25 protein-coding genes are annotated in these 24,275 nt (G+C 73.1%); 6 read left to right on the top strand and 19 right to left on the bottom strand.

Going from position 1 to position 24,275, the window contains the following annotated elements:
* Positions 1-98 precede the first annotated feature (98 nt).
* The 3 genes from fabI to fabA form a co-directional block, all read right to left on the bottom strand.
* Positions 99-932, bottom strand: coding sequence for an enoyl-ACP reductase FabI (fabI, locus tag ASG63_RS02810; protein WP_056211878.1), 834 nt, complete (start codon positions 930-932; stop codon positions 99-101).
* 405 nt (positions 933-1,337) lie between these two features.
* Positions 1,338-2,564, bottom strand: a complete 1,227-nt coding sequence (gene fabB, locus ASG63_RS02815) for a beta-ketoacyl-ACP synthase I (protein WP_056211879.1) — start codon at positions 2,562-2,564, stop codon at positions 1,338-1,340.
* A 114-nt stretch (positions 2,565-2,678) separates the two neighbouring features.
* Positions 2,679-3,254 carry a 3-hydroxyacyl-[acyl-carrier-protein] dehydratase FabA gene (gene fabA, locus ASG63_RS02820; protein ID WP_056211882.1) on the bottom strand — a complete coding sequence of 192 codons (576 nt, stop codon included), beginning with the start codon at positions 3,252-3,254 and terminating at the stop codon, positions 2,679-2,681.
* 337 nt (positions 3,255-3,591) lie between these two features.
* Between fabA and irr the strand changes: the two genes are divergently transcribed.
* A complete protein-coding gene (gene irr, locus ASG63_RS02825) occupies positions 3,592-4,101 on the top strand; it encodes a Fur family transcriptional regulator Irr (RefSeq protein WP_056211884.1) in 510 nt (169 codons plus the stop codon).
* Between the two features lie 151 nt (positions 4,102-4,252).
* On the top strand, positions 4,253-4,837 hold the full coding sequence (locus ASG63_RS02830; RefSeq protein ID WP_056211886.1) for a histidine phosphatase family protein: 585 nt from the start codon (positions 4,253-4,255) through the stop codon (positions 4,835-4,837).
* An 8-nt stretch (positions 4,838-4,845) separates the two neighbouring features.
* On the opposite strand, the gene ASG63_RS02835 is transcribed toward ASG63_RS02830, so the two are convergent.
* From ASG63_RS02835 to ASG63_RS02870, 8 genes are all read right to left on the bottom strand, one after another.
* Complete coding sequence (locus ASG63_RS02835; RefSeq protein ID WP_056211888.1) at positions 4,846-5,559, bottom strand: hypothetical protein; 714 nt, start codon at positions 5,557-5,559, stop codon at positions 4,846-4,848.
* A 106-nt stretch (positions 5,560-5,665) separates the two neighbouring features.
* A complete protein-coding gene (locus tag ASG63_RS02840) occupies positions 5,666-6,673 on the bottom strand; it encodes a nickel/cobalt transporter (protein ID WP_056211890.1) in 1,008 nt (335 codons plus the stop codon).
* Positions 6,664-7,359: a DUF1007 family protein gene (locus ASG63_RS02845; protein ID WP_056211892.1), complete on the bottom strand. Its 696-nt coding sequence runs from the start codon at positions 7,357-7,359 to the stop codon at positions 6,664-6,666. Before ASG63_RS02845 ends, ASG63_RS02840 begins: the two co-directional genes overlap by 10 nt.
* Positions 7,360-7,578: 219 nt before the next feature.
* The gene (locus ASG63_RS02850; protein WP_056211894.1) at positions 7,579-8,049 is read right to left on the bottom strand and encodes a cytochrome c-type biogenesis protein; all 471 of its coding nucleotides are present in this window, start codon (positions 8,047-8,049) and stop codon (positions 7,579-7,581) included.
* Positions 8,046-10,046, bottom strand: a complete 2,001-nt coding sequence (locus ASG63_RS02855) for a heme lyase CcmF/NrfE family subunit (RefSeq protein ID WP_056211896.1) — start codon at positions 10,044-10,046, stop codon at positions 8,046-8,048. The genes ASG63_RS02850 and ASG63_RS02855 overlap by 4 nt, the downstream gene beginning before the upstream one ends.
* Positions 10,047-10,122: 76 nt before the next feature.
* On the bottom strand, positions 10,123-10,644 hold the full coding sequence (gene ccmE / locus ASG63_RS02860) for a cytochrome c maturation protein CcmE (RefSeq protein ID WP_056211898.1): 522 nt from the start codon (positions 10,642-10,644) through the stop codon (positions 10,123-10,125).
* A 145-nt stretch (positions 10,645-10,789) separates the two neighbouring features.
* Positions 10,790-12,319, bottom strand: a complete 1,530-nt coding sequence (ccmI, locus tag ASG63_RS02865; protein ID WP_056211899.1) for a c-type cytochrome biogenesis protein CcmI — start codon at positions 12,317-12,319, stop codon at positions 10,790-10,792.
* 207 nt (positions 12,320-12,526) lie between these two features.
* Positions 12,527-13,945, bottom strand: a complete 1,419-nt coding sequence (locus tag ASG63_RS02870; protein ID WP_056211902.1) for an ATP-binding protein — start codon at positions 13,943-13,945, stop codon at positions 12,527-12,529.
* A gap of 240 nt (positions 13,946-14,185) precedes the next feature.
* On the opposite strand from ASG63_RS02870, the gene ASG63_RS02875 reads away from it, so the two are divergent.
* Both ASG63_RS02875 and ASG63_RS02880 read left to right on the top strand, forming a co-directional pair.
* Entirely contained in the window at positions 14,186-14,443 is a 258-nt protein-coding gene (locus ASG63_RS02875; protein WP_056211904.1) for a type II toxin-antitoxin system prevent-host-death family antitoxin, read from the top strand.
* 241 nt (positions 14,444-14,684) lie between these two features.
* The gene (locus ASG63_RS02880; RefSeq protein ID WP_056211906.1) at positions 14,685-14,891 is read left to right on the top strand and encodes a hypothetical protein; all 207 of its coding nucleotides are present in this window, start codon (positions 14,685-14,687) and stop codon (positions 14,889-14,891) included.
* Between the two features lie 2 nt (positions 14,892-14,893).
* Here ASG63_RS02880 and ASG63_RS02885 read toward each other — a convergent pair whose 3' ends face one another.
* The 6 genes from ASG63_RS02885 to ASG63_RS02910 form a co-directional block, all read right to left on the bottom strand.
* Complete coding sequence (locus ASG63_RS02885; protein ID WP_056211908.1) at positions 14,894-15,571, bottom strand: response regulator transcription factor; 678 nt, start codon at positions 15,569-15,571, stop codon at positions 14,894-14,896.
* 101 nt (positions 15,572-15,672) lie between these two features.
* Positions 15,673-16,044 carry a PepSY domain-containing protein gene (locus ASG63_RS02890; RefSeq protein ID WP_056211910.1) on the bottom strand — a complete coding sequence of 124 codons (372 nt, stop codon included), beginning with the start codon at positions 16,042-16,044 and terminating at the stop codon, positions 15,673-15,675.
* A gap of 100 nt (positions 16,045-16,144) precedes the next feature.
* A complete protein-coding gene (locus ASG63_RS02895; protein WP_056211911.1) occupies positions 16,145-16,354 on the bottom strand; it encodes a hypothetical protein in 210 nt (69 codons plus the stop codon).
* A gap of 10 nt (positions 16,355-16,364) precedes the next feature.
* Positions 16,365-16,712, bottom strand: a complete 348-nt coding sequence (locus ASG63_RS02900) for a hypothetical protein (protein WP_056211913.1) — start codon at positions 16,710-16,712, stop codon at positions 16,365-16,367.
* 45 nt (positions 16,713-16,757) lie between these two features.
* Positions 16,758-17,396, bottom strand: a complete 639-nt coding sequence (locus tag ASG63_RS02905; protein ID WP_244479795.1) for a hypothetical protein — start codon at positions 17,394-17,396, stop codon at positions 16,758-16,760.
* Between the two features lie 50 nt (positions 17,397-17,446).
* Complete coding sequence (locus tag ASG63_RS02910; protein WP_082559154.1) at positions 17,447-18,142, bottom strand: lysozyme; 696 nt, start codon at positions 18,140-18,142, stop codon at positions 17,447-17,449.
* A 97-nt stretch (positions 18,143-18,239) separates the two neighbouring features.
* Here ASG63_RS02910 and ASG63_RS02915 point away from each other — a divergent pair, with 97 nt between their 5' ends.
* Positions 18,240-18,449 carry a hypothetical protein gene (locus tag ASG63_RS02915; protein ID WP_056211916.1) on the top strand — a complete coding sequence of 70 codons (210 nt, stop codon included), beginning with the start codon at positions 18,240-18,242 and terminating at the stop codon, positions 18,447-18,449.
* Between the two features lie 10 nt (positions 18,450-18,459).
* Here the strand turns inward: ASG63_RS02915 and ASG63_RS26285 are convergent, their stop codons facing one another.
* Together ASG63_RS26285 and ASG63_RS02925 are read right to left on the bottom strand one after the other, a co-directional pair.
* The gene (locus ASG63_RS26285; protein ID WP_056211919.1) at positions 18,460-19,968 is read right to left on the bottom strand and encodes a DUF2793 domain-containing protein; all 1,509 of its coding nucleotides are present in this window, start codon (positions 19,966-19,968) and stop codon (positions 18,460-18,462) included.
* A 42-nt stretch (positions 19,969-20,010) separates the two neighbouring features.
* Positions 20,011-23,904, bottom strand: a complete 3,894-nt coding sequence (locus ASG63_RS02925; protein ID WP_056211921.1) for a baseplate multidomain protein megatron — start codon at positions 23,902-23,904, stop codon at positions 20,011-20,013.
* 85 nt (positions 23,905-23,989) lie between these two features.
* On the opposite strand from ASG63_RS02925, the gene ASG63_RS02930 reads away from it, so the two are divergent.
* Entirely contained in the window at positions 23,990-24,244 is a 255-nt protein-coding gene (locus ASG63_RS02930; RefSeq protein WP_056212124.1) for a type II toxin-antitoxin system RelE family toxin, read from the top strand.
* The last annotated feature ends 31 nt before the right edge of the window (positions 24,245-24,275 follow it).

Below are 24,275 nucleotides of genomic sequence, written 5' to 3' on the forward strand. Positions count from 1 at the left end.
GAGAGTCTGTTAGGAGTCCTGAACCTGACAGATTCTCGGGTCCTTTCGTCTCGTTTATCTGTTCGGGATAACCGGTTTCCACGGATCCCCGACAAACGCTAGACCGCGTCGCCGATGACCCCGGCCTCGTCCTGGGCCTGCAGCACGTCGGGGCGGGGCATCGAGATGATGTTGTAGCCGGAATCGACGAAATGGATCTCGCCGGTGACGCCGCCCGAGAGATCCGAGAGCAGGTACATCGCCGAGCCGCCGACCTCCTCCTGGGTCACCGTCCGGCGCAAGGGGGCGTGCGCCTTCTGGTGGTTGAACATCAGGCGGGCATCGGCGATGCCGGCCCCGGCCAGGGTCCGCATCGGGCCCGCCGAGAGGGCGTTGACCCGGATGCCGTCCGGGCCGAGGTCGCCCGCGAGGTAGCGCACGGAGGCCTCGAGGGCCGCCTTGGCGACCCCCATGACGTTGTAGTTCGGCATGATCCGGGTGGAGCCGCCATAGGTCAGCGTCAGGAGCGAGCCGCCGCGGGGCATTCGCTTGGCTGCGCGCTGGGCGATCTCGGTGAAGGAGAAGCAGGAGATCGTCATGGTCCGCGAGAAATTCTCGCGGGTGGTGACGTCGACGTAGCGGCCCTTGAGCTGTCCCTTGTCGGAGAACCCGATGGCGTGGACGACGAAGTCGAGGCCCTCGGGGAAACGCGCGTCCAGGGCGGTGAACAGCGCGTCGACGCTGGCGATGTCCTCGACATCGCAGGGCAGGACGATGTCCGAGCCGACGGAGGCCGCCAGCGGCGTCACCCGGCGCCCGAGGGCGTCGCCCTGGTAGGTGAAGGCCAGCTCGGCCCCGTGGCGGTGCAGGACCTTGGCGATGCCCCAGGCGATCGAGTGATCGTTGGCGACCCCCATGATGAGGCCGCGCTTTCCCGCCATCAAACCCGTCATGCACGTCCCCCGGTCGCGGATCCTCGGGTCCCTCGGACCCGTCATCGTTGGTGGGAGGCTTAGCGCGGGGGTCGTGGCCCTGTCCAATCCGACCGGAGCCGAAGGCGCCTTCGCCGAAACGCAAAGGCCCCGTCGTGCGGGAGCCGCGACGGGGCCTTTGGGTGCAGGCGGGGCGGCGGGGCGGCTAAAAGTAGCCGTCGGTGTCGCAATTGGCGCGGTCGATCATGACTTGCTTGATGTAGACGGCCGTGGTCCCGGCAAGGGCGAGGCCGCCGACGGTTCCCAGCGTGAACCACAACATGGCTGTGCCTTCCAGCAATCCCGAGAAACAAAGAACGGCGGAAGGTCTCTCCAGTTCCTTAACGGGCCGGGCCGGACGTTAAGCCTGATCCGGATCCGTCGCCCTCAGGCGTCGACGTGCTTGAGGACGAGCGTCGCGTTGGTGCCGCCGAATCCAAAAGAATTCGACAGGACGTGCCCGAGCTTGGCCCCGTCACGGCGCTGGCGCAGGATCGGCATATCGGCGAAGGCCGGGTCGATCTCGTCGATATGGGCGCTCTCGCAGATGAAGTCGTTGTTCATCATCAGCAGCGCGTAGATCGCCTCCTGCACGCCCGTCGCGCCGAGGGAGTGGCCGGTGAGGGACTTGGTGGCGGCGATCGGCGGACAGTCGTCGCCGCGCCCGAAAACCTCGCGGATCGCCTCGATCTCCTTGTCGTCGCCCACGGGCGTCGAGGTGGCGTGCGGGTTGATGTAGTCGATCCTGGCGCCCTTCAGGCCCTCGATCGCCTGGCGCATGCAGCGGACCGCGCCCTCGCCGGAGGGGGCGACCATGTCGTGCCCGTCCGAGGTGGCGCCGTAGCCGGCGATCTCGCCGTAGATCGTCGCGCCGCGCGCCCTGGCGTGCTCCAATTCCTCGAGCACCAGCACGCCGGCACCGCCCGCGATGACGAATCCGTCGCGGTTGGCGTCGTAGGCGCGGGACGCCCGGGCGGGGGTGTCGTTGTACTTCGAGGACATGGCGCCCATGGCGTCGAACAGCACCGAGAGCGTCCAGTCGAGGTCCTCGCAGCCACCCGCGAAGATGATGTCCTGGCGCCCGCCCTGGATGACCTCGGCAGCGTTGCCGATGCAGTGGTTCGACGTCGCGCAGGCCGAGGAGATCGAATAGTTCACGCCCTTGATCTTGAACCAGGTCGCCAGGGTCGCCGAGGCGGTGGAGGACATGGCCTTGGGCACGGCGAAGGGGCCGACGCGCTTGGGACCCTTGTCGATCGCGATGGCGGCGGATTCGACGATGACCTTCGTGGACGGTCCGCCCGAGCCCATGATGATGCCGGTGCGATCATTGGAAATGTCGCCCGCCTCCAGGCCGGCGTTCCGGATCGCCTGGTCCATGGCGACGTGGTTCCAGGCGGTGCCGCCGCCGTGGAAGCGCATGGCGCGCCGGTCGACGACGCCCTCCGGGTCGAGGGTGGGGCGGCCCTCGACCTGGCTGCGGAAGCCGTGCTCAGCGTAGGAGGCCGAACGCCCGATGCCGGACTTGGCCTCGCGCAGGGAGGCGAGGACTTCCTCGGTGTTGTTGCCGATGGATGAGACGATGCCCATCCCGGTGATCACGACACGCCGCATGGACACGATGCTCTCCGCCGCCGGGGCTTGTTCTTCGCGGTGCTTGTTCTCGAGACGGCACCTTCGCGTGGATTCAGGTAGGACTCGGGCGTCCCGATCTCAACCGCGTCGGGCTCAGCCGCCCGCCGCCTGGGCCTGGAACAGCGCGACGCGCAGGTCCTTGGCCTCGTAGATCCGGGTGCCGTCGGCCTCGAGCCAACCGTCGGCGATGCCGAGCACGAGCTTGCCGAGGCGCACCCGCTTGATGTCGATGCCGTAGACGACCTTGGTCACCGTCGGCAGGACCTGGTCGGTGAACTTGACCTCTCCGACGCCGAGCGCCCGGCCGCGGCCGGGGGCGCCGAGCCAGCCGAGATGGAACCCGACGAGCTGCCAGAGGGCGTCGAGGCCGAGGCAGCCGGGCATCACCGGATCGTTCTTGAAGTGGCAGCCGAAGAACCAGAGGTCCGGTCGGATGTCGAACTCGGCCAGCACGTGGCCCTTGCCATGGGCGCCGCCCTCGGAGCCGATCGAGACGATGCGGTCGAACATCAGCATCGGCGGCAGGGGCAGCTGCGCGTTCCCGGCGCCGAACAGCTCGCCACGGCCGCAGGCGAGCAGTTCCTCGTAGGAATAGTGCGAGGCCCGCTGGGGCGCGGCGGTCGCCGGGGCGGTGCCCGACGGAGCGTTCGGATCGGAAGCGGAAGACATGATGAGCGGATCGGTCCTCAGGGTTGGGTCCGGGGCGCGCGTGGCCCCCTCGGCGTCGCGCCGCCGGCGCCGGAACGGACACGGCACGGGCCGATCCGGCCGGCGCTGCGGCGTGAAATCGGCGCTTCGTTAACACAGGGCTTGTGCGCCTCAAAGCTGTCCGCCCGTTCGAAGCGTCCCAATCCGCGGCCGCCGCTCGGAGGCACGACGGGAGGGAGGGGGCCGCCGCGTAGGGCAGGGCCAGCCCCGCGTGCGGCTCGGGTTGCGATGCGGCAGCGGGTTCCGTATACATATCCGCTGAGTTTCCCGTTTTCCGCGTGGGATGTTTGTACGCCCGATGTCGAACCTTCTGCCCCTGCAGGCCGTGCTGAACGCGCGGGCCTCCGTTCCCGGCGGCGACATGGCCGCCGGCCGTCGCGGTTGCCCGCTGTCGGATCTGCGCGATCGCCTGCGCCGGGCGGGCCTGCGCCCGACCCGCCAGCGCCTGTCCCTGGGCTGGCTGCTGTTCGGCCGCGGCGATCGCCACCTCACGGCGGAAATGCTCTACGACGAGGCGATGCGCGCCAAGGTGCCGGTGTCGCTGGCCACCGTCTACAACACCCTGCACCAGTTCACCGAGGCCGGCCTCCTGCGTCAGCTCGCGCTCGACGGATCGAAGGCCTACTTCGACACCAACCCGAGCGAGCACCACCACTTCTTCCTCGAGGACGAGGGCCAGGTGTTGGACATGCCCGATTGCGGGATCACCGTGGATTCCCTGCCAGACGCCCCCGAGGGCATGGAGATCGCCGGCGTCGAGGTGATCGTCCGCCTGCGCCGCCGTGGCCCGGTCGCCCGCAAGGCCTGACCGCCGGCCGAATCCGCACGCACCGTCATCGAGGCCCGGGCAACCGGGCCTTTTTCTTTGGCGCGGTGCCTGACGCGCCGCGCAACGATGGCGCGCCTCGCGAAGTTATCGCCGGCGCGCCGTCCTCCCATCCCATCGAAACCGGACCCATATGGCCCCCACTCGCATCGTCTGCGTCCGCCACGGCGAATCGACTTTCAACGCCGCTCACCGCCTGACCGGCCAGGATCCCGGCCACGTCGACGCCCGCCTGACCGAGCGGGGGCAGGGCCAGGTCCGGGCGGCCCGGGCGGCCCTGCACGACATCCCCTTCGATCTGGTGGTGACCTCGCCCCTGACCCGGGCGATCCAGACCACCCAGGGCATCTTCGGCGACCATCCGAGCCGCCCGCGCATCCTCGTCGAGGTCCTGCACCGGGAGTGCCAGGAGAGCAGCTGCGATGTCGGCCGGGCCGCCTCGGTGCTGGCCGCCGAGTTCCCGGACGTCGCCGTCGACCATCTGCCGGAGATCTGGTGGCATGCCGAGGGCGCGCCCGACGCCCGCGGCGTGCATATCGAGCCGCGCACCCTCTTCGACGCCCGCGTCCTCGGCTTTCGCGACTGGCTCGCAGCTCGGCCCGAGCACAGCATCGCGGTGGTCGGCCACGGCACCTTCTTCTATCACCTGACGGGCGTCTGGCTCGACAACTGCCAGACCGTGACCTTCGACCCGATGGCGGCGCCCGCCCCGGTCTGAGCCGGGCTCTACGCGAGCCCCGACCGCGCGGCGTCCAGGCGCCGCTGCACCAGCGCGCGCTCGAGAGGCGCCGCCCGGCGGCCGATCTCCAGGGCCTCGTCGAGGATCGCCACGGCGCTCGCCCAGACCTCCGGCACGAAGGCCGCGGCACCCTCCGCGACCTCGGCCGCACAGCGCGCATCCGCGAAGGCCTTCCCGGCGGCGGTGGCGGCCCGGGCGACCGCCGCGGCCCGAGCGCCCTGCCTCCAGGCCCCGCGCTGCGAGGCCTCCTGCGCCCGCGCGCCGCCCTGCCAAGCGGCGTCCCGGGCGACCGCCCGGGCCCGGTCCGAATCCGCGGCCCCGTCGCAGGCCGCGGCCAGGGTGGGCAGGCCCGCCAGATCCAGGAGGGGCGGCAGGATGCGACGGACGCTCGCCAGGGCGAGGAAGGCGACGCGCTCGGCCTCCACGGCCGGGACGTCCGCCGAGCCGGAGAGCCGCAGCACGAAGGCCATCAGGCGCGGCCGCTCGGCATCGGGCATCGCATCGTTCAGGCCGAGGGCGTAGGCGGACAGGGGCGGCGAGAAACAGGGCGGGCAATCGGCTGAGGCGCGGATCGCCCGATAGGGCAGGCCGGCGGCCACGATCGCCGCCTCGTTGATGCAGGTGCCGCCATCCGGACCGGGAAAATCGTGCGAGCCGGCCAGCAGCCGCCAGTTCAGGATATGCTCGAAGCCCGCCGCCATGCCCGCGCTCTCCCCGTCTTCGGATCGCGAGAGTGCCACGGCCTCACGGGCTTGGCGAGGGAGAGCGTGGCGAGGGAAGGCTTGGCGAGTAAGGGCGCCAGAGGCGTCAGCCGCCGAGATCGGCCGCGAGCCCGGCCAGCATGGCGAGGCCGAGCACCAGCACGAAGGCGCCGGCCAGGAGTTCGAGGCCGCCGACCGCGAGCACCCCGGCCCGTCCGCGTCCGCCCGCGAGGCGCAGGGCGAAGGCCTTGGCGAAGACCGCGAGGCTCGCCAGCGTGCCCGTGGTCAGCGCGGTGCCGAGGGCCATGGCCAGGGTCGCGGCGATGCCGGCGGCCAGCAGGCCCTGCGAGGCGGAGAAGACCAGGATCAGCACCGCCCCGGCGCAGGGGCGCGTGCCCGCGGCCAGCACGACGCCGGCGCGCTCGCGCCACGAGTCGAGCCGGGCCAGGGCCGCGGCATCGTTCAGGTGGACGTGGCCGCAGCCGGGGGCGCAGGTCGGATCGGTGCGGCCGGCCAGTCGGCCGGCCTTGCGCCAGGTGACGCTGAGGCCGAGGAGCGCCACGAGGGCGAAGCTCACGGTCTCGATCACCGTGCCGGCGCGGGTCATGCCGGCGGCGGTGGCGCCGAGCACCAGGGTTCCGATGCCCACCAGGGCGATGGCGACCAGGGCCTGGAGCAGGGCGGCGGCGAAGCTGAGGCTGAAACCGCGGGTGAGGGCCCGCTCGCCGGCGACGATGTAGCCGGCGATCACCGCCTTGCCGTGGCCCGGTCCGGCGGCGTGGAAGACGCCGTAGGTGAAGCCGAGGAGCATCATCGGCCCCCAGGCGCCGCCCGCCTTGAGGGACTGCACCGCGGCCTGGAGGCTGCGGGAGAAGCTCGCCTGCAGGGCGAGGATCCGGCCCCCAAGGCCGCTGGCGGACGGGGTGGCCTCGCGAAAACCGATGCCGAAGGGCGAGCGCGGCGGCGGCGCGGTGACGCTCGGGCTCACCAGCCAGGCGAGGCCAGCGACGACCAGGGTCGCGAGGGCGACGGCCGCCAGGACGAGGACGACCTGCCGGGTGAGGCGGGACCGGCCGTCCGGGCGGGCGGCGTCGAGGGCGGTGCCTACGGACACGCGACGATGATCCGGTTGGCGAACTGGACGCCGTAGTTCGAGGCCGAGGTCAGCGCCTCGAAGAACGCCTCCGACATGCCCGGTTTGGCATCGCCGGGCTTGGCATCGGCCGTCTTGGCGTCCGGGGTCTCGGTCTTGGGTCGGGTGAGGGTGGCGGCGCAGCCGGTCGGCGCCCCGGCGAGGCGAGCGGCATCCACGCCCTCCGCCAGGCTGAAGGCGACGAAGAAGGTCGGGTCGTAGACCTCCAGGGCCGTGACGCCGCGGCCCTGCGCCACCGGCGTCTTCAGGGGCAGGAGGAAGCTCAGGGTCAGCTTGTCGCCCTCCATCGCCATGCGGGGCTCGACGGGATCGGCGAAGGCCTGCTCCTTGCCGCCGACCTTCATTTTCGTGAAATAGGCGAATTCGGCGAGGTTGGCGGTGTTCTCGGCGGCGAGGCCCGCGAGTTCGTCCGGCGTCAGCTTGCCGTCGTTGTTCGTGTCCAGCCCCTGGGTCACGAAGGCCGAATACGAGGCATCGAAGGTCCAGGCGTGGCGGACGCCGGTGACGCGGCCGCCCTCGCCGTAGGCGATCTCGGCCTTGGTGGTCACCCAGACGTGGGGATGCGCCTGGGCGGGGAGCGCGGACAGGGCGGCCCCGAGGGCGGCTCCGGCCAGGGCGGCGAGGCGGAAAAGCGAGGCGGTCGGCATGGCACGGGACGCTCGCGAGTCAGGGTAAAGACTTCGTAAAGCCGCGCCGGCCGCGGGGTCCGTCGCTGCGGACCGGTCTCCCGCCTCACTGGGGCAAAAGCGAGGCGTCGGCCCATGGGCGCTTGTGCCTCCGGAGCACGCGCCCCGGGACCTCGGAGGCCGTGTCGCGCAGGCGGGCGGGAGCGACGCCGACCGCGCTCGGCCCGCAGCCGGCCGGGGTCAGTCTCGCCGGGTCAGAGCGGCGATCTCGGCACGCTCGTCGGCGCTGAGGCCCGCAGCGGCCGCGGCCGGGCGGCGGCGGGACAGGCGCCAGAGCCCGAACAGGCCCAGGCCGATCACCGCGACCGGGGTCAGCCACAGGAGCAGGGTGTGCAGGGCGAAGACGGGGCGCAGCAGCACGTACTCGCCGTAGCGCCCGACCACGTAGGCCTGGACCTGCTTGTCGTCGTCGCCGGCGGTCAGGCGCTCGCGCACGATGAGGCGCAGGTCCCGGGCGAGGGGAGCGTCGGAATCGTCGATGGACTGGTTCTGGCAGACGAGGCAGCGCAGGCCCGACGAGATGTCCCGCGCACGCGCTTCCAGGGCCGGGTCCTTCAGCACCTCGTCCGGCTGGACCGCCAGGGCGCCGCCGACGGAGGCCAGCGTCAGCCCGAGCGCCAGGGCGAGGTGCGGGAGCACGGCCCGGCTCATTCGGCGGGGGCCATGCCGGGCGGGACGGGCTTGGCCCGTGCCCGCGCCGGGGCGCCGACGCGCATGCGCCGGTCGGTCAGGGAGATCGCGCCGCCCAGCGCCATCACCACGGCGCCGAGCCAGATCAGCAGCACGAGGGGCTTGTAGTAGAGCCGCAGGCCGATGGCGCCCTCCGGCAGGACCTCGCCGAGGCTGGCATAGACCTGGCTCGCGCCGATGGTCAGCAGGCCGGATTCCGTCACCGTCATCTTGCGGCTCGGATAGAACCGCTTGCCGGTCTCCACCGTGCCCACGAAGTCGCCGCCCGCGTTGCGGATGGTCAGGAAGGCGGTGGTCTCGGCGTAGTTCTCGCCGGTGCGCGGACCGACCCGGTCGAGGGTCGCCACGTAGGGGCCGGAGGCGAGGGACTCGCCGGGCTTCAGGGTCTTCAAGCCTTCCGTCGCCCAGCCCTGCGCGGCGATGCCCAGGACCACGACGCCGACGCCCGCATGGGCCATCGCGGTGCCCCAGGCGGAGCGAGGCAGGCCGGCGGCGCGGCGCCAGATCGCGGCGCCGCGGGCGCGGTTGCCGCCGTAGCCGCGGGCGCGGGACACGATCTCCATCGCGGAGCCGATGACGAGGTAGGCGCCGAGGCCGATCCCGACGGGTGCCATCATCGGGCCGCCCCAGGTCAGGGCCGTCACGGCGAGGCCGACCATCAGCGCGGCGGCCAGGGCCGCGAACAGGCGCTGCGTCGCCGCGTGCACGTCGCCGCGCTTCCAGGCCAGGGTCTGGCCGAAGGGCACGATGAGCAGCAGCGGGATCGCCAGGGGCACGAAGGTGTAGTTGAAGAAGGGCGGCCCCACCGAGATCTTCTCGGCGGTCAGCATCTCCAGCAGCAGCGGGTAGAGGGTGCCCACGAAGACGGTGGCGCAGCCGGCGGCCAGGAACAGGTTGTTCATCACCAGCGCGCCCTCGCGGGAGATCGGCGCGAAGATGCCACCCTGGCGCAGCATCGGCGCCCGCCAGGCGAACAGGGTGAGCGAGCCGCCGATGAACAGGATCAGGATCGCCAGGATGAAGACGCCGCGGGTCGGGTCCGTGGCGAAGGTATGGACCGAGGTCAGCACGCCCGAGCGGACGATGAAGGTGCCGAGGAGCGAGAGCGAGAAGGTGAGGATGGCGAGCAGCACCGTCCAGACCTTCAGGGCGTCGCGCTTCTCCATCACCACGGTGGAATGCAGGAGGGCGGTGCCGGCGAGCCAGGGCATCAGCGAGGCGTTCTCGACCGGGTCCCAGAACCACCAGCCGCCCCAGCCGAGCTCGTAATAGGCCCAGTACGAGCCCATCGCGATGCCGAGCGTCAGGAAGCTCCAGGCGATCAGGGTCCAGGGCCGCACGGCCCGGGCCCAGACCGCGTCGATGCGCCCGTCGATCAGCGCCGCGATGGCGAAGGCGAAGGTGATCGAGAAGCCGACATAGCCGACGTAGAGGAGCGGCGGGTGCACCGCGAGTCCGAAATCCTGGAGCAGCGGGTTGAGGTCGTTGCCCTCCACCGGGGCCGGGCTCACCCGGGTGAACGGGTTCGAGGTCGTGATGATGAACAGCACGAACACGAAGGTGATCAGGCCCTGCACCGCCAGGGTGTTCGCCCGCAGGGTCGGCGGCACGGACTCGCGGGAGACAGCCACCAGCGCCCCGAACAGGGCGAGGATGAGGACCCAGAGCAGCATCGAGCCCTCGTGGTTCCCCCACACGCCGGAGATCTTGTAGAGGAAGGGCTTGGCCGTGTGGGAGTTCTCGATCACGTTGAGGACCGAGAAGTCCGACGTGACGTGGGCGTAGGTCAGCGCCCCGAAACTGAACAGGATGCAGGCGAAGGCGCCGAGGGCGGCGGGCGTCGCCACGGCCCGCAGGGCCTGGTCGCCCGAGCGGGCGGCCCAGACCGGCATCACCGCCTGGACCAGGGACAGGGCGAGCGCCAGGGCGAGCGCGAAATGGCCGACCTCGATCAGCAAGGCGGGGTGTCCTTCCAAGGGAGGATGTGCCGCGAGACGCGGGGCCGACGGGGGACGGGCCGGGGCGCGCGGGCCATCATCGCTCGCTGCGCTGGCCGAGGGTCTTGTCGCCGGCGACCGTCTGGGCCTCGGGGGCGGCCGCAGCGGGCTTGTCGACCAGGCCCTTGCCCTCCTGCCACCGGCCCTGCGCCTTGAGGGCGTCGGCGACCTCGCGCGGCATGTAGGATTCGTCGTGCTTGGCCAGAACCGTGTCGGCCCGGAACAGGCCGCCCGGCAGCAGGGTGCCCTCGGCGACCACCCCCTGGCCCTCGCGAAACAGGTCGGGCAGCAGGCCGCGGTACTGGACCGCGATGGTGGCGTTGGTGTCCGTCACCGCGAAGTCGACGGTCTGGTCCGGCCCGCGCTGGAGCGAGCCGTCCTTCACCAGGCCGCCCAGGCGGAAGCGCGTGCCCGGGGCCACGGTCTGCGCGGCCACCTCGGTGGGCGAGCGGAAGAACACGATCGACCCGCTCATGGCCGACAGGATCAGGCCGAGCGCCAACGCCAGCACGGCGCCGCAGGCGGCGATCAGGATCAGGCGGCGGCTCTTGCGGGTCACGTGGGCAGGATCCCGGTTGATGGCTCGGACGGTGGGGCGGCGCGCGTTCCGCGCCGGACCGCCCGGCGGGGTTTCTTGCAGGTTCCGGTGTCGGCCGGGGCGCCACCCGGGTCAAGGGCCGGGGCCGGGACCGATTGTCAGGGGCTCAAGGCTTTGCCGCCGCATTGCCGGGCTTCGCACTAGGCTGGAGGCTGAGCTCGCGCGACAATTCGCCGAGCCGCTCCATGGCCGCCGCATCGGGGCTCAGGGCCATGCGAGCCCGATCGAGGGCCTGCATGGCGCGCTCGCGCTCGCCGAGCACGCTGTAGGAGCGGATGAGGCGCAGCCAATCGTCGACGCTGCCGCCCTTGGCCACCAGGCGGCGGTCGAGACCCGCGACCATGCCGCGGATGGCGGCGTCGCGCTCGGCCACCGGCATCGCCTTGACGGCCGCGACGGCGGCCTCCGTGCCGGCTCGGGCGGCCTCGTCGGAGGCCGAACCGCTCCGGGCGGGAGGAGCGGAGGGCGTGGCCGCGGCCGCATCCGCGGGGGCCGCGGCCAGACCGGCCTCGGCGGCGATCGCGTCGAGGCGGGTCTTCGCCTCGGGATCGTCGCCCAGGGCCTTGCGCGCCCGCTCCAGGGCGTCCTTCGCCTTGTCGCGCTCCTGGAGCACCCCATAGGAGCGCACGAGGCGCAGCCAGTCCTCCAGGCTCCCGCCCCGGTCGGCCAGGCGCTTGTCGAGGCTGTCGACCATGGCGCGGATGGCGCCGTCGCGGCTCGCCGGGGGCAGGGCCTGGAGGGCGGCCGCGGCGCCGGCCTCGGGGACCTTCGTCTCGCCGGGCGCGGCCTCGCCCTTCAGGCGCGCCAGGTTCTCGCGGACGAGGGGCAGCCAGGGGGCGTCGGCCGGCGCCGCGTCGGCCATGGCCTGGAGGCGCTGGATCGCCTGGGGAATGTCGCCGTCGAGCTCGGCCGCCCGCGCCAGGTAGAATTTCGGCTTGGCGACCTGCCCGTCGAGGTCGACTGCCCGCTGGAAGATGGCCTTGGCCTGGGGCGTGACCGCGCCGTTGGCCGCCGCCACCAGGGCCTCGCCCCAGTCGGACAGGCGCTGCGCCGTCTCGCCGAGGATGCGGGTGGCGGCCTCGTAGGCATGGGCGGCGTCGTCGAAGCGGCCCATCCGCATGTAGACGGGGCCGAGCACGGACCAGCCGCGCCCGTCGGTGGGATCGGCCGCGAGCCGCGCCTCGATCTGGCCGATGGCCTTGAGCAGGTCCTGGTCGCCGCTCTGGGCGGACTGGCGCTCCGCCGCCCTCTGAGCCGGCATGTGCGGCGAGCCGTAGAGACCGTAGGCGATGAGCGCGACCAGGGGGATGGTGGAGAGGGCGAAGGCCGAGGCCGCCCGGCGCTGGCGCAGGGCCGGCTCGGCGATGTCCTGGGCCGCCGGGACGCCGGCGCGATTGGCGCGCAGCAGGCGCCGGGCCGCCTCGGTGCGCGCGGCCTCCGCCTCGGGGGGCGCGATCAGGCCGCGGGCCTCGTCGCGCTCGATCTCGCGGAGCTGGTCCTCGTAGAAGCCCGTCTCGGTGGCGAGGCCACCGCCCTCCGGCGGGGCGGCGGGATTGGCCCGGCGCGACATCGGCCAGAGCAGGGCGAACACCGCCGCGCCGGTCATGACCGCCAGTATGAACCAAAGTGCCGTCATCACGCCCCGAACGCTGCCCCGCTTGCATGTAGACGCGGGCCCCCGCCGGCACGATGCAGGCCTCGGGCGACACGGTGTCACGCGCAGCACGTCGGGGGGAGGACGCAACCCTAGAGCATGACGGCTTGCGGGGAAACCAGGTCCCGGGATCACGGCCGGGGATCGGCGGCCCTCACGCCGCTGCACGGCGCTCCGCGAGTCCGCGGCTCAATGCGGGGCCACGCCGGCCGGCGCATCGCCCGGCACCTCGATCACCGCCCGCAGGCCGCCCAGCGTCGCCTCCTCCAGGCGGAAGCGGCCGCGATAGAGGGCCGCGAGATCAGCCACGATCGAGAGGCCGAGCCCGGAGCCGGGCTTGGTCTCGTCGAGGCGGCGGCCGCGCCCGAGCACGTCCGCCCGGTCCTCCGGGGCGAGGCCCGGGCCGTCATCCTCGATCGCCACGAGAAGGTGGGGATAATCGTTCTTGCCCACCGCCTCGGCGCGGATCGCCACGCGGCCGTGGGCCCATTTCGAGGCGTTGTCGACGAGGTTGCCGATCATCTCCTCGAAGTCCTGGCGCTCGCCCCGGAAGCGCAGGCCGGCCGGCACGTGGACCTCGTAGGCGATGTCCTTGTCGCGGTAGATCTTGCCGAAGGTGCGCACGAGGCCGGCCAGCGCCGGCTCGACCTCCGTGGAGGTGCCGAGGGTGCCGGCGAGCGCCGCGGCCCGGGCGCGGTCGAGGTGGTAGTTCACCTGGTCGCGCATCACCGCGGCCTGCTCGCGGATCTTGGCCGCGAGGTCGTCGGGCGCATCGGCGGCGCCGACCTCGTTGACGATGATCGAGAGCGGGGTCTTCAGGGCGTGCGCGAGGTTGCCGACCTGCGTCCGCGCCCGCTCCAGGATCTCCCGGTTGGTCTCGATGAGAAGGTTCACCTCGCCCGCCAGGGGGGCGATGTCGCGCGGATACTCGCCGGTGATGCGGTCCGATTCGCCCCGCCGGATGGCGCCCAGCGCCGTGCGCAGCTTGGCGAGCGGCGCGAGGCCGAAGCGGATCTGCAGCAGGGTCGTCAGGGCGAGCGACAGGCCGAGGAGCCCGAAGGTGACCATCAGCGAGAAGCGGAAGCGGTCGACGTCGTTCTCGATCTCGTCGGCGGGGCCGGCCACCCGCACGGTGTAGCGGCCCTCCTCGCCGAGATCGACGTCGCGCTCGATGATGCGCAGGCGGCGCTCGTCCTGGGCCCGGCCGTAGCCCTGGCGGATCTGGCCGATGCCCGCCTTGCTGTCGGGGGTGGCGGCCGCCTTCAGGGGCACGCCCACCAGGGAGCGCGAGGTGCGCAGGTCGCGCGGCTTCGCGTCGGGCCGGCCGATCTGCCAGTACCAGCCCGACAGGGGCAGGTCGAAGCGCGGATCACTCAGGGTGAAGGACCGGCTCTCGGGGTCGTTGGGCGAGACGAGGTCGGTGGCGAGGTTGTTGGCGTAGACCAGCAGGCGGCTGTCGAAGGCGCGCTCGGTGTTCTCGCGGTACAGGGTCGTGAGGATCCAGGCGGCGATGAGCAGGATCGCCGAACTCGCCAGCAGCGCCGAGGTGGCGAGGCGCACCGCGATCGAGCGGCGGCGCATCGGGAGCCAGGAGGGGGAGGGAATCATGCTGGCCAAAGTCTGGGTTGCAGCCGATCTGCGTTGCAGCCGAAAATCAACGCGACGGCCGAGGATGTGCCGCCGCCGATCGCACGGGCCTTGGGGTGGTCGCCTGAGATTTCGATCGACTCCGGCTTGACCGGCACGCCCATTCTAGCCTGGGCGCAGGCCCGTGTCTCACCATGACTCGATCCGTATAATCCGCAGAATACGGATCTGTCTCCGCTTGTTGTCGAGGCTTGGATCGGTATGAACCTGTTCAAACTGATCGATACGGATGCCACCGACTTCGCCAAGCGCGCAGGATTCTATCAGGACGAGGTGATCCGTAACCCGGTCGTGATCAGCAAGAACGGGCGCCCGAAGACGGTCCTCGTGGCCTATGACGAATTCATCCGCCTGCGCGAACGCGACCGGCGTTCGTTCACGATCGATGATATCCCGGACGACATCGCCGACGCGATCCTGAGCGCCGAGGTCCCGAAAGGCCTGACGGACACGGATTAGCGCAGGTCTCCGACCATGGTCCCGGGCGAGCCGCCGATCGCCCGGGACCGTGATCCGCTACGCGTTCCTCTGGTCGGACGAGAGTCGCGAGGGTTTGGAATCATCGCGGAAGGACCGACCCGCCGTCCTGGTCATCGCACGCAAACCCACGGACGGAAGCTGCATCGTGGTTCCGATCACCCATCGGGAGCCCGAGGGCCGAACCGTCGGCCTGTAAATTCCCGCGGAGGTTTGCAAAAGCGTGGGCCTCGATGACCGGCGACAGTGGGTCATCGTGTCCGCGGGCAACGATTTCGTTTGGCCGGGACCGGACCTACGGTCCATTCCCGACCACGACCCGCCGAGCGTGATCTACGGAACCGTGTCGCGGCGCTTCTTCGCCCTCGTGCTCGCGCACATGCAGACCCTGATCCGGGCGAGGCGGCTCGCGGTGAGTCCGCGTCGTTGAGATCACACCCGCGGCGCGGGCTGGTTCGGGTCGACGAGATAGCCGAGGCCCCGCACGGTCTGGATCAGGTCGACGGCGAGCTTCTTGCGCAGGCGGCCGACGAAGACCTCGATGGTGTTGGAATCGCGGTCGAAATCCTGGTCGTAGAGGTGTTCGGTCAGTTCGGCCCGCGAGACCACCCGGCCGGTGTGGTGCATCAGGTAGGAGAGCAGGCGGTATTCGTGGCTGGTCAGCTTGACCGGGTTGCCGTCCACGAAGACCCGGCCCGAGCGGGTGTCGAGCACCACCGGACCGCAGGCGATCTGGCTGGTGGCGTGGCCGGCCGCGCGGCGCAGCAGAGCGCGCACGCGCGCCATCAGCTCCTCCATGTGGAACGGCTTCGTGACGTAGTCGTCGGCCCCGGCATCGAAGCCGTCGACCTTGTCGGACCAGCGGTCGCGGGCGGTGAGGATGATGACCGGGGTCTTGATGCCGGCCCGGCGCCACTTCTGCAGAACGCTGACGCCGTCGGTCTTGGGCAGGCCCATGTCGAGGATGATGGCGTCGTAGGGCTCGCTCTCGCCCAGATAGCCCCCCTCCTCGCCGTCGAAGGCCTTGTCGGCGACGTAGCCGGCCTCCTCGAGGGCGTTCACCACCTGCCGGTTGATGTCCCGGTCATCCTCCACGACGAGCAACCGCACGGTCCCGAACTCCTACGATGATGGCCCGGACCCGCGGGTCGGCGCGGCGCGCACGTTAGACGTCTCCGCGCCGGCGCGAAACGGCTTCCGGCCGAAAGCCTTCACGGTCCGCTGACCTGCCCGGTGGTGGCATCGACGACGACGTGGACGAACTGGCCGTCCCGGCGCAGGGCCGTGAGCAGATAGACGAGGGTGTCGTCGCTCCGGCACAGGCGGGCCCGCTGGATCTCCGCGCGGGGAATCACCTGGCGGGCGGCGCGGATGGCCGCCACCGGGGCGATCACCCGCTTCTCGGCGACGGCCTCGCGCAGGTCCGCCGGACTGAGACAGGTTTCGCTGCGGGGCATCGCGATCAAGGGCGCCGAGACCGCGCTGGTGCCCGTCGTCGTCTCCTCCGCGAACGTGTCGATCGAACCCGTCGCGAAGCCCGCGACGGTCAGTCCGATCAACACCAGGGCGAGGAGGATGCGCATGCGATGACGTTTAGGAAGGATGCACTGAATGTGCCCTGAATGCCGACCCAAGCCCAACCTCGGCCATTCGGTTCCCGCCGGGCTCCCGGGGGCTCGCGGCTCAGGCCGGCCCGGGGGCCTGGGCGGCGAGGCGCGCGAGGGTCGCCCGGAGGGTCGCTCCGACCAGGGCCTGGCTGTCGATATGCGCGAGGGCGGCCCGCCGCAGGGCCTGGGACGAGCGGTCGAACCCCGTCCGGGCGGCGTGCAGGCGCAGGGCCGCCACCCGGCGGCGGTCGCGGCGGCGATTCAGCAGGAGGGCGAGGCGGTCCATGGCGGTGTCCTCAGGGGCGGGGCCGGATCTCGGCGAGCCGGCGCAGGATGTCGTCCAGCTTCTCCCGCGCCCGCTCGTCGTTGCGCTCGACGCTGCGCGCGAGCTCGGCGATCACGCGGGCGAGGTCGTCCAGCACCCGGGTCCGGCTCTCCAGGGCGGCCGCCACGGCGGCATGGCTCTGCGAGGCCCGCTCGAGGGCGGTGGCGGTGGCGCCGGTATCCCCGAGGCGCGCCTCCTGGGCGCGCACCGAGTCCCGGTGGAGATGGAAGCAGGCGAAGCCGAGGAGGACGGCGACGATCCATCCCGCGCCCTCCTGCGAGACGAGCAGGTGCGCGGCCTCCAGGGCGATCTTCTGCAAGGCCCCCTCCCTCGTGAGATTCCCCCCGCCCGCGGACCCCGTCCGTCAGGCCGGGCGGTGCGCCCGCGCCGCCCGGAGCGCGGGCAGAAGCGTGTTGGCGACCGTGGCCTCCTCCGCCAGGGGCAGGCTGCGAAACACCTTCTCGCCGAGGCCGTCGACGCCGCCTGCGGCCCGGATGAGCCAGCCCGGAGCCGCGTCGAGGCCGCGCTGGACCGCGCCCGCGATCACCAGCGATCCCATCGGGACCGTCAGCGTGCGGCCTTGCGCCGCCCCCGCCACCGCGTTGACCGCGTAGGCGCCGACATTGCGCACCAGACGCTCCACCAGGCTGGCCGTGATCAGGACCCGCACGGGCCCGGCGATCCGCGCCAGGGCCGCCGTCAGGGCGGTGACCGCGAGGGGCACCACCACGCTCCCGATGCCCTGGACGGCCGCCGCGAGGGCGTCCCCCCAGGGGACGGTCACGGCGGCGGTCGCCGGTGCGGCCGAGGCCGCCGAAGCCCCCGCGACCGAAGCCCCCGCGACCGAAGCCCCCGCGACCGAAGCCCCCGCGACCGAGGCCGCTGCGACCGCCAAGAGGGCGAGGCCGACGCCGGCGGCGAAGGGGGCGGCGAAGGAGCGGGCGCGCAAGGGGCGGGCGCGCAAGGGGCGGGCGCGCAAGGGAACGGGGACGAATCGGATCATCGCGGACTCCATCGGTGGGGACATCGAAGCGAAGGCGGAGGGGCCGGCCCTCAGGGGCCGCCGCGCAGGCGGTTGCGGAGGGTCGCCCACAGGCGGGCCAGGGCGACGGGCCGCCCGGGCGCCGGATCGGGGGCCGGCTCGAGGCCGCGGCGCGGCAGCGGCGGGATGCGCGGCACCGTCCGGCGCTGCACGGGCAGGGGCGGGGTCAGGGGAAGCTGCAGGGACGGGGTCAGGGCACTTGGCGCGGGAACCGGCGCCGCGTCGCTCCGGCGCGCCCGCGGCAGGGCGCGGTCGTAGGGCGTCAGGAACTGGTCGTGCTCGGCGCCGCGCCGCGGGATCAGCGCGGCCGGGCGGTTCCAGAGCAGGATCGCCGCCGCGGCGCCGTCGCGGTCGCCGGCCTTCAGGCGCCGGACGACGGTGGAACCCGCGAAGGCCGACGGGCCGATGTTGAAGCAGAGCGAGACCAGGGCGTCGAAGGCGTGGTCGGGCAGGGCGTCGGGCAAGGCGTCGGGCAAGGCGTCCTGGATGGCATCGTCCACCGCCCGGACGTAGCGGGCGACGTCGCGCCGGAAGAGGGCGTCGCAGGCGGCCGCGGTCAGGCGCAGGCCCGGCGTCACCAGGGGCGGCCCGGCCGCCGCGGTGTGGCCGATGCCGATGGTCCAGATCCCGACGCTGTCGCGATAGGCGGTGAGGCGGCGCCCTTCGCGCGCGATGAGCACGGCTTCGCCGATGGCACTGAGGTTCATGGCCTGTCTCCGCTTGATGGCGTGGCAGCTAGACTTGCGCGATACGCGACGCGATAACTGACGCGATACTTGGAAGGACCGCGGGGTCGGGGCGGACATGCTGCGAAAGCTCATCTCGACGGCCTTGCGACGCGAGACCGAGACTGAGACCGGCGACATCGCCCGTGAGGGGTCGGCGCGGCCGCCCGACCTGGCGTTCCCGCCCATGCGGCCGGTCGAGCCGCCCGCCGCCCGGAACGACAACCCGCTGGCGGCCCTGTGCGAGGCGGTCGAGGCCGACCTGCGGGCGGCGGGATACCTGCGCTGACCCGCGCGGATCAGGGACCGGCGGCCGCCTCCAGGGCGGTGAGCCGCGCCTCGAAGCCGCGGGCGAGGAACAGCAGCAGCTGGTCGGTGCGGAAACCGTAGCGCTCGCCGGCCGCGCGCCCGGGACAGGCCGCCCGTGCCGGGACCGCCGGCGCGATCGTGGCGCCGTCCGCGTCGCGCACGGCCTCCGTGGCCGGGACGGCCTCCTGCGGGGCGACCGCCGGCCAGGAATCGCGGCAGACGAAGCCGTAGACGAAGGGATCGAGGCCCTCGGCCTCCAGGATCGCGACGGCCCGCTGGACGGTGAGGCCGACGTGGCGCCGGGCCCCGTCCCCCTTCCGCGCCACGGCGTCATGGAACCGGAAGGTGCCGATCTCCCGGGCCAGCGCGCGGCCGGCGGCGATCTCGGCCTCCGAGAGGGGGGCGACCGGCGTCTTCTCGCGGGCATCGGACGTGCTGATCGCTCCGGTCCCGGCATAGAGCACCGAGGCGCGCAGCGCCGGCGTGCCGAGGCTCCAGGTGTTGTCGGCGGCGTGGGCGATGATGCCGGCGACCCCGAGCCGCGTCGTCAGGGGGGCGCTGGTGCCGAGGCCGAGATTGCCCTCCGGCCCGAAGCGCGCCGCCTCGCGCAGGGCGCCGGGGCGGGCTCCGTCCGCCGGCTTGACGAAGACCGCGAGGCCCCCCGGAAAGCCGCTCGCCGTTCCGCCCGTTCCGGCCAGGCCGGCGACGGTCCAGGCGAGGCCCCCGCTCGACGCCTGCATCGTCAGGCCGCCGGCCAGCAGGCTGCCATCCGTGGCGAGGTCCTGGGTCAGGCGGAGGGCCGGCGCTCCGAGGAGAGGGGCGGGCGCCGGCCCGGCGACGTCGACCCGGCCCGTCGCCCGGTCGATCCGCAGGGCCTCCCGGAACCCCCCGGTGTCGGGCGCGACCTTGATCGTGAGATCGTCGCTGCCTGACAGCCCGATCTCGGCCCGTCCCGTGAAGGCGCTCTGGAACAGCAGGGAGAGGACGTTGCCGGGCCCCTGCTTGTTGAGGGTGCAGCGCAGGTCGCCGGTGCCCCCCTCGGCCGTCGTCAGGGCGGTCCAGAGGGCGGTGTTCAGCTTGGCCGCGAAGGGGTTGGCGGCGTCCGCCGTGGTACCGAGGCCGAGGCGCGTCAGGGTCTGGAGCTGCCGGAGGGTGCTGCGGAACCTGACCCATCCGGCGGCCGTGAAGATGTAGAGTTCGTCCTCGTCGAGGATCCAGGCGAGCCAACCGGGTTTCGGCGCGAGGCCCCGCCAGCGCCCGTCCTGGAACTGGGCGACCTGGCCGGACAGCCCCGCCCAGGCCCCGGTGGGGGCGGGGCTCAGCACGAGGTAGCGGTCGCCCTCGGCGGGGGCGGCCGGCGGCGCGGCGAGGTCCTTGTCGCGGCAGGCGAGCTGGACCACCGCGTCGAGCTGGATCAGGGCCTCGTTGTGGGTGACGTGCTTCTGGGCCTGGCCGGCCGCGATCAGCGGCAGCGCCAGAATCGGGGTGGTCTCGGGCATCGTCGGGCTCCGGGTGTCTCGGGACTGGGTTGGATCGCGGGTTCAGGCGGGCTCCACCGGCACCCGCGCCCGGGTCTCGGGGCCGGGTCCGGCCGCCGCGCCGACCTGCGCCACCGCCACGTCGAGGCGGTCCTGGGGCGTGCCGAAATCCGCCGCCTCGTCCGCCGCGGCGTAGAGGAGGTCCGACCGGTCCGCGCTCAGGGTCCGGAGGGGGTGGCCCGCGGCGGCGTAGAACGTAACCCGGTAGGCCTCGGGCTCCTCCAGCGGGACCTCGACGGCGTCCCAGGAATCCCCGTCGCGCCGGGCCCTCCGGATCCAGGCGAGGCGCACGCCCCCTGGCGCCCGCCGTGCCCGGAGATGGACGGGGCGCAGGGGCTTAAGGGCGGTGAGGCCTGCCGTGGCGCGCAGCGCGACGGTGGCCGGATCCGCCGGATCGCGCGCCGCCGGGCCGAGCCGGTAGCGGAACGGGCGGCCGGCCTCGTCGAGGCGCTCGACCAGGGGCACCACTGCCCCGTCGAGGCGCACGATCAGGCTGCCGGCCGGGGCCGCGCGCCCGGCCTGCGCCTCGCTTCCGGCCAGCCCGCGCAGGAGCCCGGTGAGCCGGTAGGTGCCCGGCCCCACCAGCGTGGCGCCGGCGGCTGCAATCAGCTCGATCGCCCCGTCCCCGGCGCTGCGCACCGCGAACAGGTTGCCGCCCGCGAGGGCCGCCGCCTCGCCGATGGCGTCGAGATCCCCGGCGTGGCGCAGGCGGACCGTGAGGGCCGCGCCCCGGTCGAAGCGCCAGAGCGGGCCGGGGGGCAGCGCCGTCAGGGTCTCGCCGAGGCAGGCGGGGTGGTCGACGAAGCCCTGCGGCACCAGCGGGGCGGCCTCGCCCTCCGCCCGCCAGATCGCCATCGGCCCGGGCCAGGGGTCGGCCGTCACCGCCAGCGCCTGCAGGGTGGTCGGGGTGCCGCGGTCGGCCGGCAGGTCGAGGGCGACCGCGAAGGGCGGCCCGGCCAGGGCCGGCACCGCCCGGCGCGGGCGCGGTCCGGCCGGTTCGCCCGCGCGCGGCGCCCGTCCGTGACGGGGGACGCCCCGCGTCTCGATGGTGCGCCCGCGCGGGCTGTCGGCGATGCGCAGGATCCGGTGCGGCAGCCGCTCCCCCGGCAGGGCCAGGAGGTCGCCCGGCGCGAGGTCGATCCGGCGCGGGCTCAGGGTGAAGCGCGCGGTGTCGCGGGCCGCGAGGGCGGCGTCGAGGGCGGCCTCCGCCAGGGCCTCGGCGCTGGCGCGCCGGGTCACCACGGCGGCCTCCATCCGGGTCTCGCGCCGGCGCCGGCCGGTCGGCCGGGTCGCGGCGGCGCTCGCCCGGCGGTACTCGGCGGTCTCGCCGTCGGTGAAGCCGATCCCCAGGGAGCGCGGCAGCTCCGCCTCTTCGGCCCGGACCCGGGCCAGGGGGGCCTCCGCGTCGCGCAGGACCACGAGGTCGTCCGCCGCGATCGCCTGCGGCACCTCCCGGCGCGGCCCGCGCACGATCAGCGCGCCGGCCGCGGCGGAGACGTCGAGGCCGTAGAGCTGCGCCAGAGGCTCCAGGGCCGCCCGGGCCGACATCGGCCGGTCGATGACGTAGCCGTCGAGGGTCGCGTCGGCGGTGATGGCGGCCGGCACGGTGATCCCGAGGTCGGCCAGGATCGCGGCGATGAGCCGGTCGAGCTCCAGCCCCTCGATCCGCCCGGTGATCCAGTGGCCCACCGGCCAGTTGCCCGCATCCGCCCAGACGGTGTCGAAGTCGGGAAAGGCCGGGTAGGGCCGGGCGTCCCAGCACCAGACGAAGATCCCCTCCGCCGGCACCATCGGCCCGCCATAGACCGGCGAGACCGGGTTGTGGGCGGCCTCGAAGCCGGGCAGGTCCGGGTCGAACCGCCCCAGGATCGCCGCGAGGCCGCGCGCCTGGATCAGGTCGTCGCGGGTGCCGCGCGAGGCGGGCGGGCTGGCGTTCTCGGCGGATTTCGGGTCGGGGAAGACGTTGGGGCCGTTGGTGCCCTTGTCCACCGCCGGCACCCCGATCTCGGTGAGCCAGATCGGCTTGCCCCGCGGCACCCACGCCGTCGCCCGGGTCTCGCGCCCGTCCTCCCGCTCGATGTGCGGGTTCGCCCACCAGCCCACGAGGTCCTTGGCCCGGAAGATCCAGGGCTTGGCGGCGGCCCCGTCGGTGATCGGCGTGCGGACCTGCGCCGCCCGGTCGGCCGCACCGGCATAGAACCAGTCGAAGGCCTCGCCGGCGCCGAGCCGCCCCTTGAGATAGACCGGGTCGTAGATCGAATCGGCGAGCGCCAGGTCGGCATGGGCGTCCCCCTCGCGCCAGTCGGTCAGGGGCGGGTAGTAGTCGATCCCCACCGCGTCGATGGCCGGGTCCGCGAACAGGGCGTCGAGGGGGAAGCGGACCGTGGCGCCGCCGTCGCGCACGTCGGCGCCGTACTCGGTCCAGTCGGCGGCGTAGACGAGCGCGACGTCCGGGGCGAGGCGCTGGCGCAGGGCCGTCGCCAGGCTGCGGAAGCCCTCCACGGCGGGGTAGCGCCCCGCCTCCGCCCGCACCCGGGTGAGGCCGACGAACTCGCTGCCTAGGATGAAGCCGGCGAGGGGAATCCCCGCGGCGGCCCAGGCGGCCGCGAGCGTCGCGTAATGCAGCACGAAGGGGTGATACTGCGCGAGGAAGGCCGCCACCTGCGTGCCGGCCGCGGCGGTGCCGTCCGGGCTCGCCGGCTGCCCGGGGGCGGGGTCGCAGGTGATGCGCCCGCGCCAGGGATAGGCCGGCTGGCCGGCGGCGGCCGGGTCGCGCGGGTCCGGCCGGCGGTTGCCCGCCGGCACGTCCATCATCACGAAGGGGTAGAGCACCACCGCGAGGCCGCGCCGGTGCAGGTCGGCCACGAGGCGGGTCAGGCCCGCATCCGAGGGCGTGCCGCCATAGGCCGGCCCGCCTTCGGGCCCGGTCGAGACGGGCGCCACCTGGTCGCGGCCCAGGCCCGCCACCGACCAGGCGTCGCCGCTCGTCACCTTGGCGGCGGAATCGACCCGGGGGGCGAGGGTGCAAAGCCCGGCGCGCAGGTCGTCCCCGAACCAGCTCGCCACCACGGAGACGCGCTCCAGCCGCGGGCAGAGCGCCTGGAGCGCGTCGAGGGAGGCGGTGACGTCGGTGCCCGCCTGCAGCTGGAACCGGTTGGCCGGGCGGGTCGTGCCGTAGCCCGCCTCCTCGGTGACGCGCAGCGGATCGAGGCCGAACTCGGTAGAGCCGGGGATGAGGCAGACCGCCCGGATCATCCCGGCGAGGCCTGCCACGGGGCGCAGCACCTCGAAGGCGAATTGCGGGATCCGGTTGCCGAACTCGGCCAGGGCCAGGCGCTCGAACACCACGTAGGCGAGGCCGCGATAGGCGGGCGCGTTCGCCGCCCCCTCCTTGGCGACGATGAGCGGGTCCGGTGCCTGGTCCCCGTCGCCGACGTGCAGGCGGAGGGCGACCGTGGTCAGGTCGATCTCGCGCCCGTCCGCCCAGACCCGCCGGAGGCCCGCCACCGGGCCCTCGCAGAGCCCGATGGCGAGGTCGACAAAGTAGGCATAGGCCGTCCGCTTGACCTTGCCGCCGCCGAGGCCCTTGCCGCCGGCCGGGCCGGCGGCGGCGGGGCTCGCCACCTCCAGGGGCCGGGTCGCCCAGATCAGGGTGCCGCCGATGCGGGCCCGGCCATAGACCCGCGGAATGGGATCGCCCTCGCCGGAGCTGAGGCCCGCCACGTCGGAGAGGCGTGGCCCCTCGACCGTGCGCCCGCCGGCGAGCCCCCCGAGCAGGGCGGCGTCGAGGCCCGACCCCGCCGCCGCCCCGAGGGCACTGCCGATGATCCCGCCGATCGGCCCGCCCAGCGCCGTACCGGCCGCCGCCCCGGCGGTTTGCAGGATCAGCGTGGCCATGGCGGACTCCGATAGCGGGGGCGAGGTCTGAGATCTCGGGGCAACTCGCCCTTGCGGTATTATAGCGATGTGCTATTTTTCGTTGGTGAAACGGATCGCTTACAGCAAGGCTGCCCTGAAGACGCTGAGCCGGATGCCGGCCAACGTCTCGGCGATGATCCGCTCGAAGATCGCCCTGCTGGCGGCCGATCCGGCCGCCCAGGCCAACAACGTGAAGGCCCTCAAGGGCGAACCCGGGGTCTTCCGCCTGCGGGTCGGCGACTGGCGGGTCCTCTATACGGACCAGGGCGAGATCCTCGCCGTGATCCGGGTCGCCCCCCGGGGCAGCGCCTATGACTGACCCCGACGAACCCGTCGCATCGGACCCTGCC

It is taken from the genome of Methylobacterium sp. Leaf94, assembly GCF_001426045.1.
Lineage (GTDB): Bacteria > Pseudomonadota > Alphaproteobacteria > Rhizobiales > Beijerinckiaceae > Methylobacterium.

Excerpts from the sequence above, each read along its gene's own strand:
- fabI (WP_056211878.1), bottom strand. The coding sequence starts at position 932 with ATGACGGGTTTGATGGCGGGAAAGCGCGGCCTCATCATGGGGGTCGCC.
- fabB (WP_056211879.1), bottom strand. The coding sequence starts at position 2,564 with ATGCGGCGTGTCGTGATCACCGGGATGGGCATCGTCTCATCCATCGGC.
- fabA (WP_056211882.1), bottom strand. The coding sequence starts at position 3,254 with ATGTCTTCCGCTTCCGATCCGAACGCTCCGTCGGGCACCGCCCCGGCG.
- irr (WP_056211884.1), top strand. The coding sequence starts at position 3,592 with ATGTCGAACCTTCTGCCCCTGCAGGCCGTGCTGAACGCGCGGGCCTCC.
- ASG63_RS02830 (WP_056211886.1), top strand. The coding sequence starts at position 4,253 with ATGGCCCCCACTCGCATCGTCTGCGTCCGCCACGGCGAATCGACTTTC.
- ASG63_RS02835 (WP_056211888.1), bottom strand. The coding sequence starts at position 5,559 with ATGGCGGCGGGCTTCGAGCATATCCTGAACTGGCGGCTGCTGGCCGGC.
- ASG63_RS02845 (WP_056211892.1), bottom strand. The coding sequence starts at position 7,359 with ATGCCGACCGCCTCGCTTTTCCGCCTCGCCGCCCTGGCCGGAGCCGCC.
- ASG63_RS02850 (WP_056211894.1), bottom strand. The coding sequence starts at position 8,049 with ATGAGCCGGGCCGTGCTCCCGCACCTCGCCCTGGCGCTCGGGCTGACG.
- ccmI (WP_056211899.1), bottom strand. The coding sequence starts at position 12,319 with ATGACGGCACTTTGGTTCATACTGGCGGTCATGACCGGCGCGGCGGTG.
- ASG63_RS02870 (WP_056211902.1), bottom strand. The coding sequence starts at position 13,945 with ATGATTCCCTCCCCCTCCTGGCTCCCGATGCGCCGCCGCTCGATCGCG.
- ASG63_RS02875 (WP_056211904.1), top strand. The coding sequence starts at position 14,186 with ATGAACCTGTTCAAACTGATCGATACGGATGCCACCGACTTCGCCAAG.
- ASG63_RS02890 (WP_056211910.1), bottom strand. The coding sequence starts at position 16,044 with ATGCGCATCCTCCTCGCCCTGGTGTTGATCGGACTGACCGTCGCGGGC.
- ASG63_RS02895 (WP_056211911.1), bottom strand. The coding sequence starts at position 16,354 with ATGGACCGCCTCGCCCTCCTGCTGAATCGCCGCCGCGACCGCCGCCGG.
- ASG63_RS02905 (WP_244479795.1), bottom strand. The coding sequence starts at position 17,396 with ATGATCCGATTCGTCCCCGTTCCCTTGCGCGCCCGCCCCTTGCGCGCC.
- ASG63_RS02910 (WP_082559154.1), bottom strand. The coding sequence starts at position 18,142 with ATGAACCTCAGTGCCATCGGCGAAGCCGTGCTCATCGCGCGCGAAGGG.
- ASG63_RS02915 (WP_056211916.1), top strand. The coding sequence starts at position 18,240 with ATGCTGCGAAAGCTCATCTCGACGGCCTTGCGACGCGAGACCGAGACT.
- ASG63_RS26285 (WP_056211919.1), bottom strand. The coding sequence starts at position 19,968 with ATGCCCGAGACCACCCCGATTCTGGCGCTGCCGCTGATCGCGGCCGGC.
- ASG63_RS02925 (WP_056211921.1), bottom strand. The coding sequence starts at position 23,904 with ATGGCCACGCTGATCCTGCAAACCGCCGGGGCGGCGGCCGGTACGGCG.